At 61.5% G+C, this 15,556-nt stretch carries 13 protein-coding genes and 1 tRNA gene; 8 read left to right on the top strand and 6 right to left on the bottom strand.

Going from position 1 to position 15,556, the window contains the following annotated elements; genetic code table 11:
* Window positions 1-36 precede the first annotated feature (36 nt).
* The 5 genes from MTP16_RS17825 to MTP16_RS17805 all read left to right on the top strand — a co-directional run bounded on the left by MTP16_RS17825 (window position 37) and on the right by MTP16_RS17805 (window position 5,838).
* Complete coding sequence (locus MTP16_RS17825) at window positions 37-1,578, top strand: TolC family protein (protein WP_243512431.1); 1,542 nt, start codon at window positions 37-39, stop codon at window positions 1,576-1,578.
* A 123-nt stretch (window positions 1,579-1,701) separates the two neighbouring features.
* Window positions 1,702-3,099, top strand: coding sequence for an efflux RND transporter periplasmic adaptor subunit (locus tag MTP16_RS17820; protein ID WP_243512429.1), 1,398 nt, complete (start codon window positions 1,702-1,704; stop codon window positions 3,097-3,099).
* Between the two features lie 104 nt (window positions 3,100-3,203).
* Window positions 3,204-4,193, top strand: a complete 990-nt coding sequence (locus MTP16_RS17815) for an NAD(P)H-dependent glycerol-3-phosphate dehydrogenase (protein ID WP_243512427.1) — start codon at window positions 3,204-3,206, stop codon at window positions 4,191-4,193.
* Between the two features lie 334 nt (window positions 4,194-4,527).
* Window positions 4,528-5,400, top strand: coding sequence for a glycosyltransferase family protein (locus MTP16_RS17810; RefSeq protein ID WP_243512425.1), 873 nt, complete (start codon window positions 4,528-4,530; stop codon window positions 5,398-5,400).
* A gap of 12 nt (window positions 5,401-5,412) precedes the next feature.
* Window positions 5,413-5,838, top strand: coding sequence for an EamA family transporter (locus MTP16_RS17805; protein ID WP_243512423.1), 426 nt, complete (start codon window positions 5,413-5,415; stop codon window positions 5,836-5,838).
* A gap of 10 nt (window positions 5,839-5,848) precedes the next feature.
* Here the strand turns inward: MTP16_RS17805 and MTP16_RS17800 are convergent, their stop codons facing one another.
* The 4 genes from MTP16_RS17800 to pdxH form a co-directional block, all read right to left on the bottom strand.
* Entirely contained in the window at window positions 5,849-7,420 is a 1,572-nt protein-coding gene (locus MTP16_RS17800; RefSeq protein ID WP_243512419.1) for a hypothetical protein, read from the bottom strand.
* A gap of 203 nt (window positions 7,421-7,623) precedes the next feature.
* Window positions 7,624-8,244, bottom strand: coding sequence for a Maf family nucleotide pyrophosphatase (locus MTP16_RS17795; protein WP_243512416.1), 621 nt, complete (start codon window positions 8,242-8,244; stop codon window positions 7,624-7,626).
* Window positions 8,241-9,575: a DUF1015 domain-containing protein gene (locus MTP16_RS17790; protein WP_243512413.1), complete on the bottom strand. Its 1,335-nt coding sequence runs from the start codon at window positions 9,573-9,575 to the stop codon at window positions 8,241-8,243. The genes MTP16_RS17795 and MTP16_RS17790 overlap by 4 nt, the downstream gene beginning before the upstream one ends.
* An 84-nt stretch (window positions 9,576-9,659) precedes the next feature.
* Window positions 9,660-10,310 (bottom strand): pyridoxamine 5'-phosphate oxidase, encoded by a 651-nt coding sequence (gene pdxH / locus MTP16_RS17785; protein WP_243512410.1) that lies wholly within the window; start codon window positions 10,308-10,310, stop codon window positions 9,660-9,662.
* Window positions 10,311-10,532: 222 nt separating this feature from the next.
* Here pdxH and MTP16_RS17780 point away from each other — a divergent pair, with 222 nt between their 5' ends.
* The 3 genes from MTP16_RS17780 (at window position 10,533) to MTP16_RS17770 (ending at window position 13,832) form a co-directional block, all read left to right on the top strand.
* Complete coding sequence (locus MTP16_RS17780; protein ID WP_243512407.1) at window positions 10,533-11,090, top strand: YqgE/AlgH family protein; 558 nt, start codon at window positions 10,533-10,535, stop codon at window positions 11,088-11,090.
* Between the two features lie 92 nt (window positions 11,091-11,182).
* Window positions 11,183-13,630, top strand: coding sequence for a DUF349 domain-containing protein (locus MTP16_RS17775; RefSeq protein ID WP_243512404.1), 2,448 nt, complete (start codon window positions 11,183-11,185; stop codon window positions 13,628-13,630).
* Window positions 13,631-13,759: 129 nt separating this feature from the next.
* A tRNA-Thr gene (locus tag MTP16_RS17770) sits at window positions 13,760-13,832 on the top strand.
* 154 nt (window positions 13,833-13,986) lie between these two features.
* Here MTP16_RS17770 and MTP16_RS17765 read toward each other — a convergent pair.
* Together MTP16_RS17765 and MTP16_RS17760 are read right to left on the bottom strand one after the other, a co-directional pair.
* Window positions 13,987-14,253 (bottom strand): hypothetical protein, encoded by a 267-nt coding sequence (locus tag MTP16_RS17765; RefSeq protein ID WP_243512400.1) that lies wholly within the window; start codon window positions 14,251-14,253, stop codon window positions 13,987-13,989.
* Between the two features lie 369 nt (window positions 14,254-14,622).
* The gene (locus tag MTP16_RS17760) at window positions 14,623-15,441 is read right to left on the bottom strand and encodes a phosphatase PAP2 family protein (RefSeq protein ID WP_243512397.1); all 819 of its coding nucleotides are present in this window, start codon (window positions 15,439-15,441) and stop codon (window positions 14,623-14,625) included.
* Window positions 15,442-15,556: the final 115 nt, after the last annotated feature.

Here is a 15,556-nt window from a genome sequence, read left to right as displayed (position 1 = left end):
GCTACTGCCACTTCCAAGACCCTACTTTTCTGCAAGATGAAACAACGGACTACCCCCTCCGCTTTGCTCAAGCGACGGCTGCTGGCCGGCCTGGCGGGCGCGCTGGCGCTGGCCCCGCCCGCCCTGGCCCAAACCCCGGCCGTGCCGGGCTCGCCGCCCGCCGCAGCCGCTAGCGGCACGGCCCAGGCGCTGCCCTCTGGCCCCTGGACCCTGCAGGCAGCTGTAGACTACGCCCTGGCCCACAACCTGAATGTGCGCCTGAGCGAGTTGCAGGCCCAAAACAACCAGCAGATTTTGCGCCAGAGCCGCGCCGCGCTGTTGCCATCGGCGAACCTGAGCGGCTCGCAGAACTGGCAGTACGGCACGAGCGTGAACCCGCTCACGTTTGAGTTTCAAAGCCAGACGGTGCGGGCCAACAATTTTGCGGGCGTGGCGCAGGTCACACTGTTTCAGGGATTTCAGCTGCGCAACACCATCAAGCGCAACGACCTGGACTACAAAGCCAGCCTGGCCGACATCGAAAAGGCCCGCAACGACCTGAGCCTGAACGTGGCGTCCGCGTTTTTGCAGCTGGTGCTGGCCCAGGAGCTGGTGCGCGCCAACCAAACCCGCGTAGCCAGCGACCAGGAGCAGATTGCCCGCACCAAAATTCTGCTCAAGGCCGGCAGCATTCCGGAAAGCACGCTCCTGGATAGCCAGTCGCAGCTGGCCACGGATGAGCTGAACGTGGTGACTGCACAGAACCAGGCGGATTTGGCCCGGCTGTCGCTGCTGCAGCTTATGAACATCGACCCGGCCAACGCGGCCGGCTTTGCCGTGGCCGTGCCTCAACTGCCCGACCCCGACGAGGAAGGCGCCTTTGCGCTGGATTTGAACCAAACCTACCAAACGGCGGCGGGCCGGCTGCCCGAAATCCGGGCGGCCGAGCTGCGGGTGCAAAGCGCGCGCCGCGGCACCGACCTGGCCCGCGGCGGCTACTACCCGCGCCTGGCCCTGACGGGGCAGGTGTTCTCGGGCTACTCGTCGGTGCGCACCGTCACGCAGATAGGCAACGACTCGACGGCCCGCCGCAGCACGTTTTTTGTGAACAACGGCGGCGTACAAACCCCGCTGACCGTGACGACTTACCAGCGCAACATCATCAACTTGCCGCAGGGCTTCTGGGACCAGCTGAACCAGAACCTGGGCCAGCAAATCCAGTTTTCGCTCAACGTCCCCATTTTTAATGGCTTGCAGGTGCGCACCAGCGTGCAGCGCGCCATCATCAACGAGCAGGCCCAGAACGTGCGCGCCGAGCAGGCCCGCCTCACCCTGCGCCAGAGCATCGAGCAGGCCTACGCCGATGCCCGCGCGGCCCAGCTGCAGTACGCGGCAGCCAAACGGCAGGTAACGGCCCTCACGCTCACGCAGCGCAACTCGGAAATCCGTTTCAACAACGGCTTGCTGAACGGCACCGAGTTCAACATCGCCAAGAACAACCTAACGTTTGCCGAGTCGAACCGCATTCAGGCCAAGTACAGCTACATTTTCCGCCGCAAGGTGCTCGACTTTTACCAGGGCAAGCCGCTGGCGCTGTAATTTTTTTGGTAGTCGGTATTGGGTATTCGGTAATCAGACGTGAATTCTGATTGCCAACGGCCAGTACCGACGCTTGTGCAAATAAAGTCTGAATACTGACTACTCAATACTGATTACTTTTTCATGAAAAACAACCGTTTACTGTATATTTTGCTGGGCTTGGTGCTGGTGCTGCTGGTAGGCTACAGCGTGGCGAAGAAAAAAGGCTGGGTGGGCAAACCCATTGGCGTGGAAGTGCTGGTGGCCAAGGCCGGCCCGGCCAGTATTGTGGAGAAGGTAAGTGCTTCGGGCAAAGTGCAGCCAGAGACCGAAGTGAAAATCTCGCCCGACGTATCGGGTGAAATCACTGAACTGTACGTGCAGGAGGGCGACTCCGTGCGCAAGGGGCAGCTGCTGCTCCGCATTCGGCCCGACAACTATCAGGCCCAGGTGAACATGCAGAGCGCCCAAGTGGGCACCCAGCGCGCCAATGTGGGCCAAGCCCAAGCGCGCCTGCAGCAGCTGCTGGCCTCGGCCAAGCAGACGGAGCTGACCTATCGCCGCAACGCTTCGCTCTACAAGCAGAAGGTGATTTCGCAGGCCGACTACGAGGCCAGCCAAGCTGCTTACAATGCTTCGCAGGAAGAAATCAACAGCGCCCGCCAGCAGATTCGGGCCTCACAGAGCACTGTGAGCGCCGCCTCTGCATCGCTGGAAGAAGCCCGCAAAAACCTCAACAAAACCACCATCTACGCTCCGGTGAGCGGCACCATCAGCAAACTGAACGTGAAGAAGGGCGAGCGCGTGGTGGGCACCACCCAGATGGCCGGCACTGAAATCATGCGCATTGCCAACCTCAACAACATGGAGGTGCGCGTGAACGTGAACGAAAACGACGTGAACAACGTGAACCTCGGCGACTCGGTGGAAGTGGAAGTTGACGCCTACAGCAGCAAGGACGAGAAGTTCCGCGGCCTCGTCACCAACATTGCCAATACGGCCAAGGATGCCCTCACGGCCGAGGCCGTGACCGAGTTTGAGGTGCGCATTCGGCTGCTGCCCGAGAGCTATAAGCACCTCGTGCGCACAGTGCGCGGCCAAACCATCGTGCCCTTCCGCCCGGGCATGACAGCTTCGGTCGACATCATCACCGACCGCAAAAACGGCGTGCTGAGCGTGCCGCTGGCCGCCGTGACCACGCGCTCCGACTCGACCGACCTCAAGAACGCGGCCAAGGAAGACGAAGGCGGCAAGGGCAAAGTGACCGTGGTGGACAACAAGCCGGCGGCGCCCAAGGCGCAGATTCAGGAAGTGGTGTTTGTGGTGCGCGATGGCAAGGCAATGATGACGCCGGTGAAAACGGGCATCAGCGACTTTCAGAACATTGAAATCCTGAGCGGCGTGCAGGCCGGCGAGCAAGTGGTAAGCGGGCCGTTCCGGGCCGTGGCCAAAACGCTTAAAGACAAAGCCGTGGTTGATATCAAAGACGAAAAGAGCCTGAACAAGGAAGCCCTGAAAGAAGGCGCCGAGGAAGAGAAATAAGGATGCGCCAACCAGCCGAAAGGCCCCGAACGTCCTGCTGCGCGCCGCGCGGCAGGACGTTCGTGCTTTCTTTGCGGGCGACATCCCATCCCAACTCTGTCCTCTTGGAAAAAATTGCCATGCTCGGCGGCGGCTCCTGGGCCACCGCCCTCACCAAAATCCTCAGCGAAAACGGTGCCCGGGTCGACTGGTGGCTGCGCGCCAAGGACGACGTGCAGCACCTGCTGCGCACCCGCCACAACCCGCGCTACCTCTCAGCGGTGCAATTCGATTTGAACCGCGTGTACCCTACCACCGACCTGGAGGACGCCATTGAGGAAGCCGACTGGCTGGTGCTGGCCGTGCCCGCCGCCTTCGTGCAGCCCGTGCTGGATAAGCTGGACCGCGATTCCCTGAAGCACAAGCGCGTGGTGTCGGCCATCAAGGGCATGATTCCGGGCAAAAACCAGCTCGTGACGGACTACGTGGCCGAGCGGTTCCGGCTGGGACGGCACCAGCTAGGCGTTATTGCCGGGCCCTGCCACGCCGAGGAAGTGGCCCTGGAAAAGCAGAGCTACCTCACCATCGGCTCGCCCGACGCGGGGCTGGCGCTGGAGTTTTGCGAGCTGCTGCGCAACCGCTTCGTGAGCGCCCACCCGGCCGCCGACCTCGACGGGATTGAGTACTGCGCCGTGATGAAAAACATCATTGCCCTCACCGGCGGCATCGCCCACGGCCTGGGCTACGGCGACAACTTTCTGGCCGTGCTGGTGAGCAACGCCGTGCAGGAAATACGCCGCTTCCTGCAAGCCATCAACCCGCAGCCGCGCGACCTATCGGCCTCGGCCTACCTGGGCGACTTGCTGGTGACGGCCTATTCGCAGTTTTCGCGCAACCGTACCTTCGGCAGCATGGTGGGCCGCGGCTACACCGTGAAATCGGCGCAGCTGGAAATGAATATGATTGCCGAGGGCTACTACGCCGTGAAGTCCATTCACGAGCTGAACAAGAAGCTCAAGGTGAACATGCCCATTACCGAGGCGGCTTTCAACGTGCTGTATGAACGGATTTCGCCGGCGGTGGAAATGGAGATACTGAAGGAGAAGCTGCGGTGAGAGTGTTGCTTGCTGGGGTAGTTACAGCGCTGGCGTTGATGTTGGCCTTGCTCGGAACTCATACCAGCTTAGTAAGTGGAATGGCTCCTGTAATGGCTTTTTTAGCGTTGGCACTTTGGCTTCTATTAGCTGTTGTTTGTCTTCGAATTTCAGTCGTTGGCAATGCAAATTGGCAAAAGCTGTTGCCGGAATTCTTCCTAGTTCTAACGTTTGTGGTATATGGTTACGGTCTGAAGCACCTACTGCAAACACGGGCCGAAAAGCAGGGTTTTCCTCGTCGGTATTACAAATGGAATACTGCTAAATAAATGGCATGTAACCACAACAGGCTCTTATGAAAGTAGTTGGCTTCACCTTCGTCCGCAATGCCATTAAATTCGATTATCCAGCAATCGAGAGCATCAACTCATTGCTGCCGCTGTGTGACGAAGTAGTCGTGGCCGTGGGCAACTCCGAGGACGACACTTTGGGGTTAATTCAAGGCGTCAATTCGCCCAAAATTCGCATCATCGAAACCGTGTGGGACGACACCCTGCGCGAGGGCGGTCGGGTGCTGGCCGTGGAAACCGACAAGGCCTTGGCCGCGGTGCCCGCCGATGCCGACTGGGCCATTTACCTGCAGGCCGACGAAGTGCTGCACGAAGCCGATTATCCGGCCATTCGGGCCGGTATGGAGCGCTGGAAAAACGACAAAACGGTGGACGGCCTGTTGCTGAACTACCGCCACTTTTATGGCTCTTACGATTACGTGGGCGACTCCTACCGCTGGTACCGGCGCGAAATTCGCATTGTGCGGCCCGGCATTGGCGTGTATTCGTACCGCGACGCGCAGGGCTTCCGCAAGCCCGAAAACCAGAAGCTGCGGGTGAAGCTGCTCGAGGCCACCGTGCACCACTACGGCTGGGTGAAAACGCCTGCCGCCATGCAGCGCAAGCAGGAGACTTTCAATAAGCTGTGGCATTCCGACGACTGGGTTGCCCAGAACGTGGTGCCCGCCGCCGAGTTCGACTACAGCCAGGTTGATTCCCTGCAGCGCTTCACGGGCAGGCACCCGGCCGTGCTGGCGGCGCGCATCCGGCAGCAAAACTGGCAGTACGACCACGACATGACCCGTAACCGCTACCGCCTCAAGGACCGGTTCAAGCACTGGCTGGAACGGGCCTCCGGTTACCGCATTGGTGAGTATCGCAATTACAAACTGGTTTAAAATCCGCCGCGCATGAACTGGCTGCCGCTTGCCCTACTCACCGCTTTTTGCCTGGCGCTTTACAACTTGTTCATCAAGCTGGCTTCCAACCACCTGCCGCCGGCGGTGGGGGCGGTAGTACTTCAGCTGGTGGCCGCAGCTCTGGGAGCCGTCTGGCTGCTGCGATTGAAGCTGCAAGGAGCGCCGCTGCCCCTCAGCCCGCGCGGGCTGGGACTGGCGGCGCTGGCCGGGCTAGGAGTGGGGCTGGCCGAAATTCTGACCTTTGTGGTGTTTCAGCGGGGCGTTAATTCGTCGGTGGGTACGCCCGTTATTGTGGGCGGCTCGGTGCTGCTAACGGCGTTGTTGGGACTCGGCCTGTTGCGCGAAACAATTACGCCGGCTCAACTGGGCGGGTTGGTGCTCATTGTGGCCGGTATTGCGCTGGTGGCGCGGGGCTAGCGGTAAGTGCCTAATCGTGCCGCCAGGCGTTGGCTTGGAGGGGGAAATTTGCTGGTACCACATAGATGTCGACTTGGGCATTGTGGTAGGCCGGCGCGAACGGAAACCGGGGCTTGAAAAAGCCGCGGTCTTGGGGGAAAGCTACCACGTAGCGGTAGCGAATGCCGGGCTGCTGCAGATTGTCGAAATGCCACGGGCGCTGGCGCTCTTCCGAGTGGGCGTAAAATCGAAAGAAAAGATTGTGGGTGGGCTCGGGTATGAGCACTGGGCCGGGAGCCTGGGTGGCCAGCCATTGCAAGCCCGCGTGATAGGAACCATTGGTGCTGCGCGCCGCCGGGTTTACCCTTACCACGGCATAGGTCTCGTAGGCAGCAAAGAGAATGGCCAGCGTGGCCAGAGCGCGGCGCAAGGGACGCCGCGCAGGCCAGCGCAGGAGGACCCAATCAACTACCAAACCCAGGAGCATGAAAAAGAAGCAGGCTTTGTACAGCATCACCCGCTCGGGCGGGAACACGTGCTGGAAGGCAATGGCAATGTAGGGTAGTGCCATAAACCACAGCGCGGGCAGGCCCATCCGGTGCAGGCGAGACGCCTGCTCAGTGGGCAGCTGGCCTTTGCGAGCCCGAAACAACAGCCAAACCACCAGCCCCAGCACCGGCAGCGTGATGAGGGCGCCCAGCGTGCGCTGCCCCGCCAGAAAGCCTTCGTTGTGCCAGATGTAAGCCGGAAAGCCCGCCCAGAAAACCGCCGGTTCCAGCGGGGCCACATAGCCGTTGCCTACGAACTTATCAAAGCCCGACACCAGCAACAAGGGTATGTACAGCAGCAAAATTCCGACGCCCGTTACGGCTCCCACCAAAGCTACGCCCGCCAGCTGCCGCCAGCTGCTCTGGCGGATGGAACACAACGCCAGCCACGTAAAAGCCGAAGCCAGCACATAGGCAAACGTGGGCACGGTGTAGCCGCCCACGATGCTGGCCACGGCCAGCGCCAACCAGGCGGCGCGCGGCCGGGTCGTGCCCTCACCCAAGCGCACAACGGCGTAGAATACCACGCCCGCCAGCCCGATAACCAACCAGTATCCCCGCCCGACGCCTGCGTGGTACAAGCTGAGCTGTAGCCAGCCAAACCCCGCCGTGGCCACCACGGCCGCCCGAAACCCCAGCCGCAGCTGCAGCACGGCAAACCAGCCCACGGTAGCCACCGTGCTGATGAGCAGTACCGGCAGCCGCATGCTCCACCAGAACCCCGGATTAAGTTGGTAAAACAGCCAGCTGATGGTGTTCGAGAAAACGTGGTTGTTGGGAATGGGGTAATAAGCGCTGGTCGCAAACAGGCCCTTGTTCACAAAAACCTCGTAGGAAACCGCGTCATCGTATTCCGGATTGGTAAGGCTGAAATACAGCCGCAGGGCAGTGAGGGCCAGAAACAGGCCCCCGGCCCAGCGGCGTTCCATGATGCTTAGCTGCAAGCCTTGGCGCAGTTGGCGCCAGGCGTGGCGGCTTTCGCAGCGCAAGTGGTGAAGCTCGTGGCGGCCCGCTGCGGTGCCCACAGTCACTGCCGCGCCCAGTGAGTACAGCATTGCCACCAGAGCCAGAAGTTGGCGCAGGTGGTGAAACTGGGCTGCTGAAAATGTGCGCGTGCGCCAGCGGTAAAAAGGAAAAATAACATCCAAAGCCCGCGCTTCAACCCAGCTGACCGTGCTGAGCACGAGAGCAGCATAACCAGCACATATAGCAAGTAGCGCTGTGCCCAGCAGCAACCAAAAGGAGATTCTGGGAAACGTCATTCCGCTTGGTGGCCGGCATTGATAGTACCGAGTCCATTCCAAACTGAGGGTGGGCCCAGCAGATTTTCCAGCTCTTCCCACACCCGGTGCACCGGCAGGCCCATCACGTTAAAGTAAGACCCTTCCAGGCGCGTTACGCCCACCATGCCAATCCAGTCTTGCGCACCGTAGGCCCCGGCTTTATCGAACGGCTTGGCCGTTTCGATGTAATGGCTGATTTCGGCCGGCGTTAGCGGGCGGAAATGTACCGTGGTTTGGTCAGAAAATACGACTTCGCGCCCGTCGCCCGCGCGGAGGCATACGCCGGTGAAAACCTCGTGGGACCGGCCCTGCAGGCGGGTAAGCATGGCGGTGGCTTCGGCCACGTCGGCGGGCTTGTTTAGTACGTCGTCGTCGAGGCATACAATGGTGTCGGCGGTGAGCACCACCTCATCGGGGGCCAGGGTGGCCACGTAGGCCGCGGCTTTGCGGGCGGCCAGGTATTCGGCTACTTCGGCCCGACGCAGGTGAGCCGGGAAGTCTTCGTCCACGTCCACCAGGCGGATTTCGTAGCGCAAACCGAGGTCGGCCAGCAGTTGGCGACGACGGGGCGAATTGGAAGCTAGAATGAGTTTCACGCGGGTAGGGCAGAGGCTTGAAAATAGTCGGCGAAGGCGTTGCCGGCTTCGTCATCGGCAATGCTGCTGAAGAGGAAGCCGCCGATGGTTTTGGGGTAAAAAAATGTCGACTTTGGCGGCATCACGGCGCCGGAGTGGCACACGGCTTCCACTTCGGCCATCGTCACCTCGTTCACGATAAACGCCGCCACGGCCTCGCCCCGGTCCACCCGCTGCAGGCAGTCGAGCAGGTTGCGCACGTAGGCCACCCCAGGCCAGGCCCGCTGGGCATCGGCCCCCATCACGCCCAGCACTTGCTGGAAAACAAAGTAATGCAGCACCGTCAAATCCAGGGCCTTTACCTGCGGGGTGGTAAGCCAGTCCAGCAGCGCGTGGGCCTCGGGGCGTAGGCGCAGCTTGTAGGCCTGGCCCGACAAGTACAGCCCGAATGCCCACGGCTTGCCGGCAATGATTTCGGGTAGGTCGTTGGCATCTTCCTTGGGCGTGACAACGAAGTAGGTTTCGAGCTCCCGCAGCATATCCGGCACGGTATGGCCCTCGGGCAATTCCAGCAGCAAGCGGTGGGTAGGCAAAATCCGTAGGTCGTCGGCGGCCGCGTTGGTGAGGTACATGAGGTGGTAGTTCCAGGGCTCGCGGCCGGTAGCGGTGCCATTGGCGGCCAACTCCCGGGCCTGGCGGTAGGCCAGTGAGCCTTCGTAGCGGTGGTGGCCGTCGGCCAGAATCACTTCCCGGGCCGCCAGCACCGCCTGAAAACGGCGAATGATGCCCGCGTCCTGAATGACGGCCAGCACGTCGCGGGCGCCCTGGTAGTCCTCCTCGGTTTCGTAGAGCGGCGAGAGCATGGCCTCGTCGAGGTAAGCTTCCAGTTCGAACGCGTCGTCGCGGTACAGGCCGTGGGTGGCACTGGTTTGGAACTGCGTGCGGGCCAGCAACTCGGCCCGGTCGTTCACCGAAGCTGGCAGCGTGTTCTCGTGGCGCAGCACCACGTTCTCCGCCCAGTCGTAGGCCCGGATGTGGCACATGAAGCCTTTGCGGCAATACTCGCGCGTACTCCCTGGCAGCCGGAAATACTGGTAATACACATAGATGCCGGGCAGCTCATCCTGGCGTAGCACGCCCGAGGCCTTCCACTCGGCCAAACGCACTGCAGCGGCGGCTGCAGGGTCGGCATCGCCGGGCACGGTGAGATGAATGGAGTTCAGCGGGTTGTGGTACAGCATTTCCCGCTGTTTGGCCGAAACCACATCGAACAGGGGAGATACAAGCGCATCGATGTTGGTGCTGAGCGTGGGATTGTAGCGCCAGCCGCGCACCGGTTGAATTTCAGCCAAGGGTTTCGAAGTGTAATTGCGTAAATGGGCAAGTGAGTAAATGAAGGGGTGAGCACCGAGATGTTGCTCATTTACTCAGTCACCTCACGGCGCCAAACGGCTGCGCTGCCAGCCGTGGCCGGCGCGCTCATACACAATCCGGTCGTGCAGGCGGCTGGGGCGGCCCTGCCAGAACTCCACCCGGTGGGGGCGCAAAATGTAGCCGCCCCAGTTCTCGGGCCGGGGCAGCGGGTCCTGGTTGGCAAATCGCTCTGCCAATTCGTGTTCGCGGGCTTCCAGCTCTTCACGGCTGCTAATCACCTGGCTTTGGGGCGAGGCCCAGGCGCCAAGCTGGCTGCCGCGCGGGCGGCTCTGGAAATATTCGGTCGACACCTCCGCCGGTGCTTTCTCCACGCGGCCCTCCACGCGTACCTGGCGCTCCAGCCCAGGCCAGAAAAAGTTGAGCGCGGCCAGCGGCCGCTCAGCCAGCTCGCGCCCCTTGCGCGAGTCGTAATTGGTGTAAAACAAAAAACCGGCGTCGTCGGGCAGCCCTTTCAATAGCACCACGCGCGAAGAGGGCTGCCCGGCGGCATCCGCGGTGCTGAGTGTGAGGGCCGTGGGTTCATCGAGCTTGGCGGCGATGGCTTCGTCCAGCCACTGCCGGAACTGTTGCACGGCGTCGGGCAGCACATCGGTTTCGGCCAGCGTGCGCTGCGAGTAGGTTTTGCGTAAATCGGCGAGCTGCGAGTCGTTCATGAATGCAAAGGAAATGAGCACGGGCGGTGGTCCGGCGTCAGCATCGACCGTATACTTAAGGAACAATTTTGGCCGGCCCTCAGTCTTGTTTAACCCTACCGGGCGATGGCCAAACGGTGTTGGCGCCGCAAGTTAATACCATCGCCGAGGGCGCTGGGCTCGGATGCCTTCGCCGAAGCGCAATACCCCCTGTTTATCCTTCCATTCCGATTCTTCCTGATTATGCGTCCCGGAACCTTGCTCATCTCCCAGCCCTTTCTGGGCGACCCCAATTTTGAACGCAGTGTGGTGCTCCTGTGCCGCGACGAGCCCGAAGACGGCACTTTCGGCCTCGTGCTGAACCGCCTCACCAACCTCACGCTGGGCGACGTGCTCGACCTGCCCACGCACTTGGCTACCGCGGCCGGCGAACTGCCGCTTTACATGGGCGGCCCCGTTGAGCCCAACACCCTGCACTACCTGCATCGCCGCGCCGATTTGCCCGGCGCGCAGGACCTAGGCCAAGACGTGTACTGGGGCGGCGATTTCGAATTGCTGCTGGACCTGTTGGTCAGCGGAGCCGTTTCAGCCGATGAAATTCGGCTCTTTGCGGGCTACTCGGGCTGGTCGGCCGGGCAGCTGGCCGGCGAAATGCAGGGCCAGAGTTGGATACGACACCCTGCAAGCGCCGGGAAAGTGTTTACTTTGGCATCGGATGCTTTCTGGCGCGACATTCTGCGGGAGAAAGGCGGGCGGTTCAAGGTTTTGGCCAACTACCCCGTCGACCCCCGCCTGAACTGAGTGCCTTAAGCGGATATTTTTTTCCTTTTTGTTTCTACTTTTTTTGCGCGCTCCTCTGGCCTGTCGCACCGGGCTGGCTTTTACGAAGATTTATGGCTGCTGAAGAAAACCCCACTGCCCCGCAAGCCGGCGGCACCGACGCGTCTGCCGAAGACCGGATGACCATTTTGCAACGCCGCCTGGCTGAGATTCAAGGCCGCTCGGGCGGCTCTGCCTCACCGGGCGAAAGCCAAACGGAGCTGCCCGCCCAAGGCACGCCCGAGCTTCCCGCCAGCCAACCCGCCGGCGCCGGCACGGCCGAAGCCCCCGCTGATGCTCCTGCCGCCGCCGCCCCCGCCAGCGCCCCCGCGCCCGGCACCCCCGAAGCCACCGCGGCCGGGGAAACCGCCCAGCACGTGCCCGATGAGGTGACTGTGGACGGCAGCGACATGTCGGCCCCGCAGGCTCGCGCTGTGGCGCACTACGGCGCCGATATGGCCACTAACGTGGCCGAAACGCCCCAGCCTGAGGCACTGCCTGCCCAGGAGCAGATTGCCAGCGCTGCCCCCGCGCCCATTGCTGACCCCGAAACCAGCCTCAGCGGCACGGGCGAGCCCGCCACAGTTGAAGAAGCCGCGCCGGCCGTACCCACGGTGGCACTGAGTTCGGCCGAGGAATTGGAAAATGCTCCCGAAGGTGTGGCTCACATCACCACGTCGGAAGAAACGCCCCTGAATGCCGCACCGGCCAACGTGGCTGCCATCGATGCCGGCGAGGAGCCCACCGGGCAAAACGAAGGCGAGGAAACCTACGTGCCCGAAACCCCTGCGCCGGATTTCACTACCCTCGACCTGCCGGCCCAGGCCTCGTATTTGGTAGGCCTGCTGCGCCGGCCTGATGCCCAGCGCAATCGCAAGCAGATTCAGGACCTTACCCGCCAGTATGAAGCCAACGTGGGCTTGGCCCGCACCGCCGCCCGCCAGAAATTTGCCGAAGGTGGCGAAGGCGCGGAGGCGTTTGCTTTCCAGCAGCCCGAGGGCCAGCAAGAGCTGAACAAGGCTTTGCAGGAGTTCCGCGAGAACCGCGCCAAGGACGCCAAAGCCGAAGACGCCAGCCGGGGCGACAACCTCACCAAGAAGCGCGCCCTGCTCGACCAGCTCCGCGGCCTCGTGGAAGCTGCCGAAACCAAGGACAGCTCGTCCAAGCTAAAAGCCCTGCAAGCCGAGTGGAAAGCCACCGGTGCCGTGCCGCAGACAGACAGCCAGTCCATTTGGGACACCTATCACGGCTTGCTCGACATCTACTACAGCAAGCAGGGCCAGTTCCTGCAAATGAAGGACCTGGACCGTCGCCGCAACCTCGAAGCCAAGGAAGGCCTCATTAAGCGCGCCGAAGCCTTGGCCCAGGCCCCCGGCATCAATAAAGCCCTCGATGAGCTGACCAAGCTGCACGAGGATTGGAAGAACATCGGCCCTGTGCCGAACGACCAGCGTGAGCCGCTGTGGCAGCGCTTCATTGCGGCTTCCGACGTGCTGCATCAGCGCCGCAAAGAGTTTGTGGACCAGCGCTCGACGCAGGAGAAAGCCAACCTCGTGGTGAAGCAGGCCCTGCTGGAGCGCGTGCTGCCCTTCGCCACCTTCGACACCGACCGCGTGAACCTGTGGCGCTCGAAAACCGACGAGCTGCAGGAAATCAAAGCTGAATGGGAGGCCGCCGGCCTCGTGCCCCGCGCCCAGGCTGATGCCCTGAACAAGCAGTACTGGGCCGCTTACAAGGCCTTCTTCAACCGGAAGAACGACTTCTTCAAGTCTCTCGACAACGAGAAGTCAGCCAATGTGAAGGCCAAGCAGGCCCTCATCGACCAGGCCGAGGAAGCCCAAAACAACCCTGACCAGGACGCCGCCCGCCAAACCATCATCCGGGTGCAGAAGGAGTGGAAGGAAGTGGGCCGCGTGCCCGACAAGCTCGCCGACAAGCTGTGGCACCGCTTCCGCGCCGCTTGCGACGCCGTGTTTGAGCGGCCCAAGCAGGAGTTCCGCCAGCGCGAGGAGAAGGTGCAGCAGGCCTCGGCCGAGCAAACGGCCCACCTCGCCCAGATTGGTGAGCAGGTAAGCGCCCTTAACGCCGACAACCCCGGCACGCTGGAAGGCTTCCGCGCCATCCTGGCCGACTGGTCGACGGCTTTCGACGCCAACGATGCCGAGCCCAACCGCGGCACCGGCGACGCCAGCGAAGACCAGTTGCTCAAGCTGCTGGGCAAGTACCTCGACCAGGTGCCCGGCCTGAGCTACGACGACCGCGCCAACCTGCTGTTCCAAACCGAAGTAGCCCGCCTCAAAGCCCGTCCGCACGCGCAACAGCAGCTCACCCGCAAGGAAATGGCGCTGCGTAAGGAAATCAACGAGCTTGAAAACGACGCTGCTACCCTACAAACCAACCTCGACTTCTTTGCCCGCTCTAAGAATGCGAGCCAGTTGCGCGAGGAGTACCAGGGCCGCATCGCCGAAGGCCAGAAGCGCATCGATGCCCTCAAAAAGCAGTTGAAAATGATTCGCAGCTAAGGTTGCTAACCTGCTGGCTTACATGCAAAGCGCCCCGGTGAAAATTTCACCGGGGCGCTTTTTTTTCAATAATTAAAGCCGTAGCGTTGGCGAAAGGGCGCCAGTGGGCTACTTTTGCAGCACTAACCCGCCGCCTTAGCTCAGTTGGTAGAGCTTCTGACTTGTAATCAGAGGGTCGTTGGTTCGAGTCCGACAGGCGGCTCTGTAGTATTTAAACCCCATGTAAATCAAGTATTTGCATGGGGTTTTTAGTGTGCGCATTGATGTGCTTGATTTATTGAAAGCATCTCAATGAGACATTACGTTTTGTTTTGCAGGGTGTGCTGAAGGATACCTGCATGGGTGTATTGGCTAACTCAAAACAAGGAGGACAGGCAGCGATGTAGGCCCTCCAGGAGGCGGGCGTGGTCCGCATCGGCATGCCCAGCCAAATAGGCGCTTAGGCGTTTGACGTAGTCGCGGCAGCCCGCTACCTCTTCCCGCAGGCCGGGCCGTTGCACCGCGATGTCATCCAAGCGGGCGGGCAATTCCTCCACCAACTGCTGGAAGGCAGCTGGCTTGAGTGGGGACTGCAACAGGGTGCGGTGCGTGATGCGCAACCGCTCGTAAGTGGTGACCTGCATGGGTTAGTGGGATGGTTTGGCGGCGGCGTTACAATCCCCGTGCCAAGGGAAATTACCCCTAATTCCGCCCACTCTGGGGGCTTTTGCCTCCCACGCCACCAGGAGAAAGGCCCTGTTGCTACCTTGCCATAAGATTTCACCTCCAGCTGGTGTCTCTTTTCGCACGCTGCTTCACGGCGTCGCGGCCCGCCGCGTTCAGAACGGGGCAAGTGGCGCAAGTGTGCCCAACTCCGCTTTACTTCGGGGCCGGGGAGCGGTGGTCTTATTGCTTCTTTCTTCCGTTTTTTCTCCTTGCCTTAGTATCTAAATTTACCGGAGGGTAGAACAGCCTTGTCAGCAAGTAGTTGATTATGCGGCTTTCAGCAGGGCCTACTTCGGCCGCCAATTAAAACACACCCCCATGCCGCCAGCCGGGGTCCACACCGGCACCAGGCTGGTTTCGCCGATGCCGCGGCCGCCGGGCTTGCGGCCCCAGCGGTTGCGGTGGGAGAGGTAGGCCAGGTGGGCCGAGAGAATGCCAAAGCCCGCGCCGGCCACCACGTCGGACTGCCAGTGCTTGTTGTTTATCATCCGAAACGCGGCCACGCTGGTGGCCAGGGCGTAGGCGCCCACGCCGTACCACTGGCTTTTGTCGCGGAACTCGGCGTGCACGATGCTGGCCGCCAGAAAGGCCTGCGCCGTGTGACCGGAGGGGAAGGAGAGGTGGTTGGAAGAATCCGGGCGTTGAATGTGGCTGAGCGTTTTCACAATGTACACCGAACCCAGCATAATAAGCTCGCTTTTTGCCACCACCAGGGCGAGATTCAGCCGGTCGTTGCGCGACTCGACGCCGCCGAGCAACACCGCCGGTATCTCAAGATACGGCGCCCACTGCAGGTAATCGTCGATGTGACTGCGGTAAGTGCCGAACTCACTGCGGATGGCGTGCTTGGCTTGGTACGAGCTGTAGAGTCCGTTGCCGTAGATGGTGCTGGCCCCGTACCCAATTAGCAAGGCAGGCACGATGGTGGCGCGAAAACCTTTGCTTTTGAAAAAAGACTTCCGGCCCGCGGCCGACACTCCGGCTGGGTTCTGGTATTTGTGGGTGGTATCGGCGGCAACTGGCGTTTGCGCTGCTACTCGTTGCGGTAGCACCGTCAGTTGGGCCAATAAGGCGAGCGCGAGAAAGGAGCGGAGCAGTGCTTTCATATAGGGCAATGAAGTGCGAAGAAACGACCCAAGGGCTCAACCGCTTACCAGCCGGTCTCGCCGCGCGGTCGTTTGCGCCCGTCTGCACGTGCTAACTTGCCCCCCAATGCGGCTT

This window comes from Hymenobacter monticola (genome assembly GCF_022811645.1).
Classification (GTDB): domain Bacteria; phylum Bacteroidota; class Bacteroidia; order Cytophagales; family Hymenobacteraceae; genus Hymenobacter; species Hymenobacter monticola.
The sequence above is the reverse complement of the archived record's forward strand: the minus strand, read 5'-3'. Positions and strand labels throughout refer to the sequence as shown.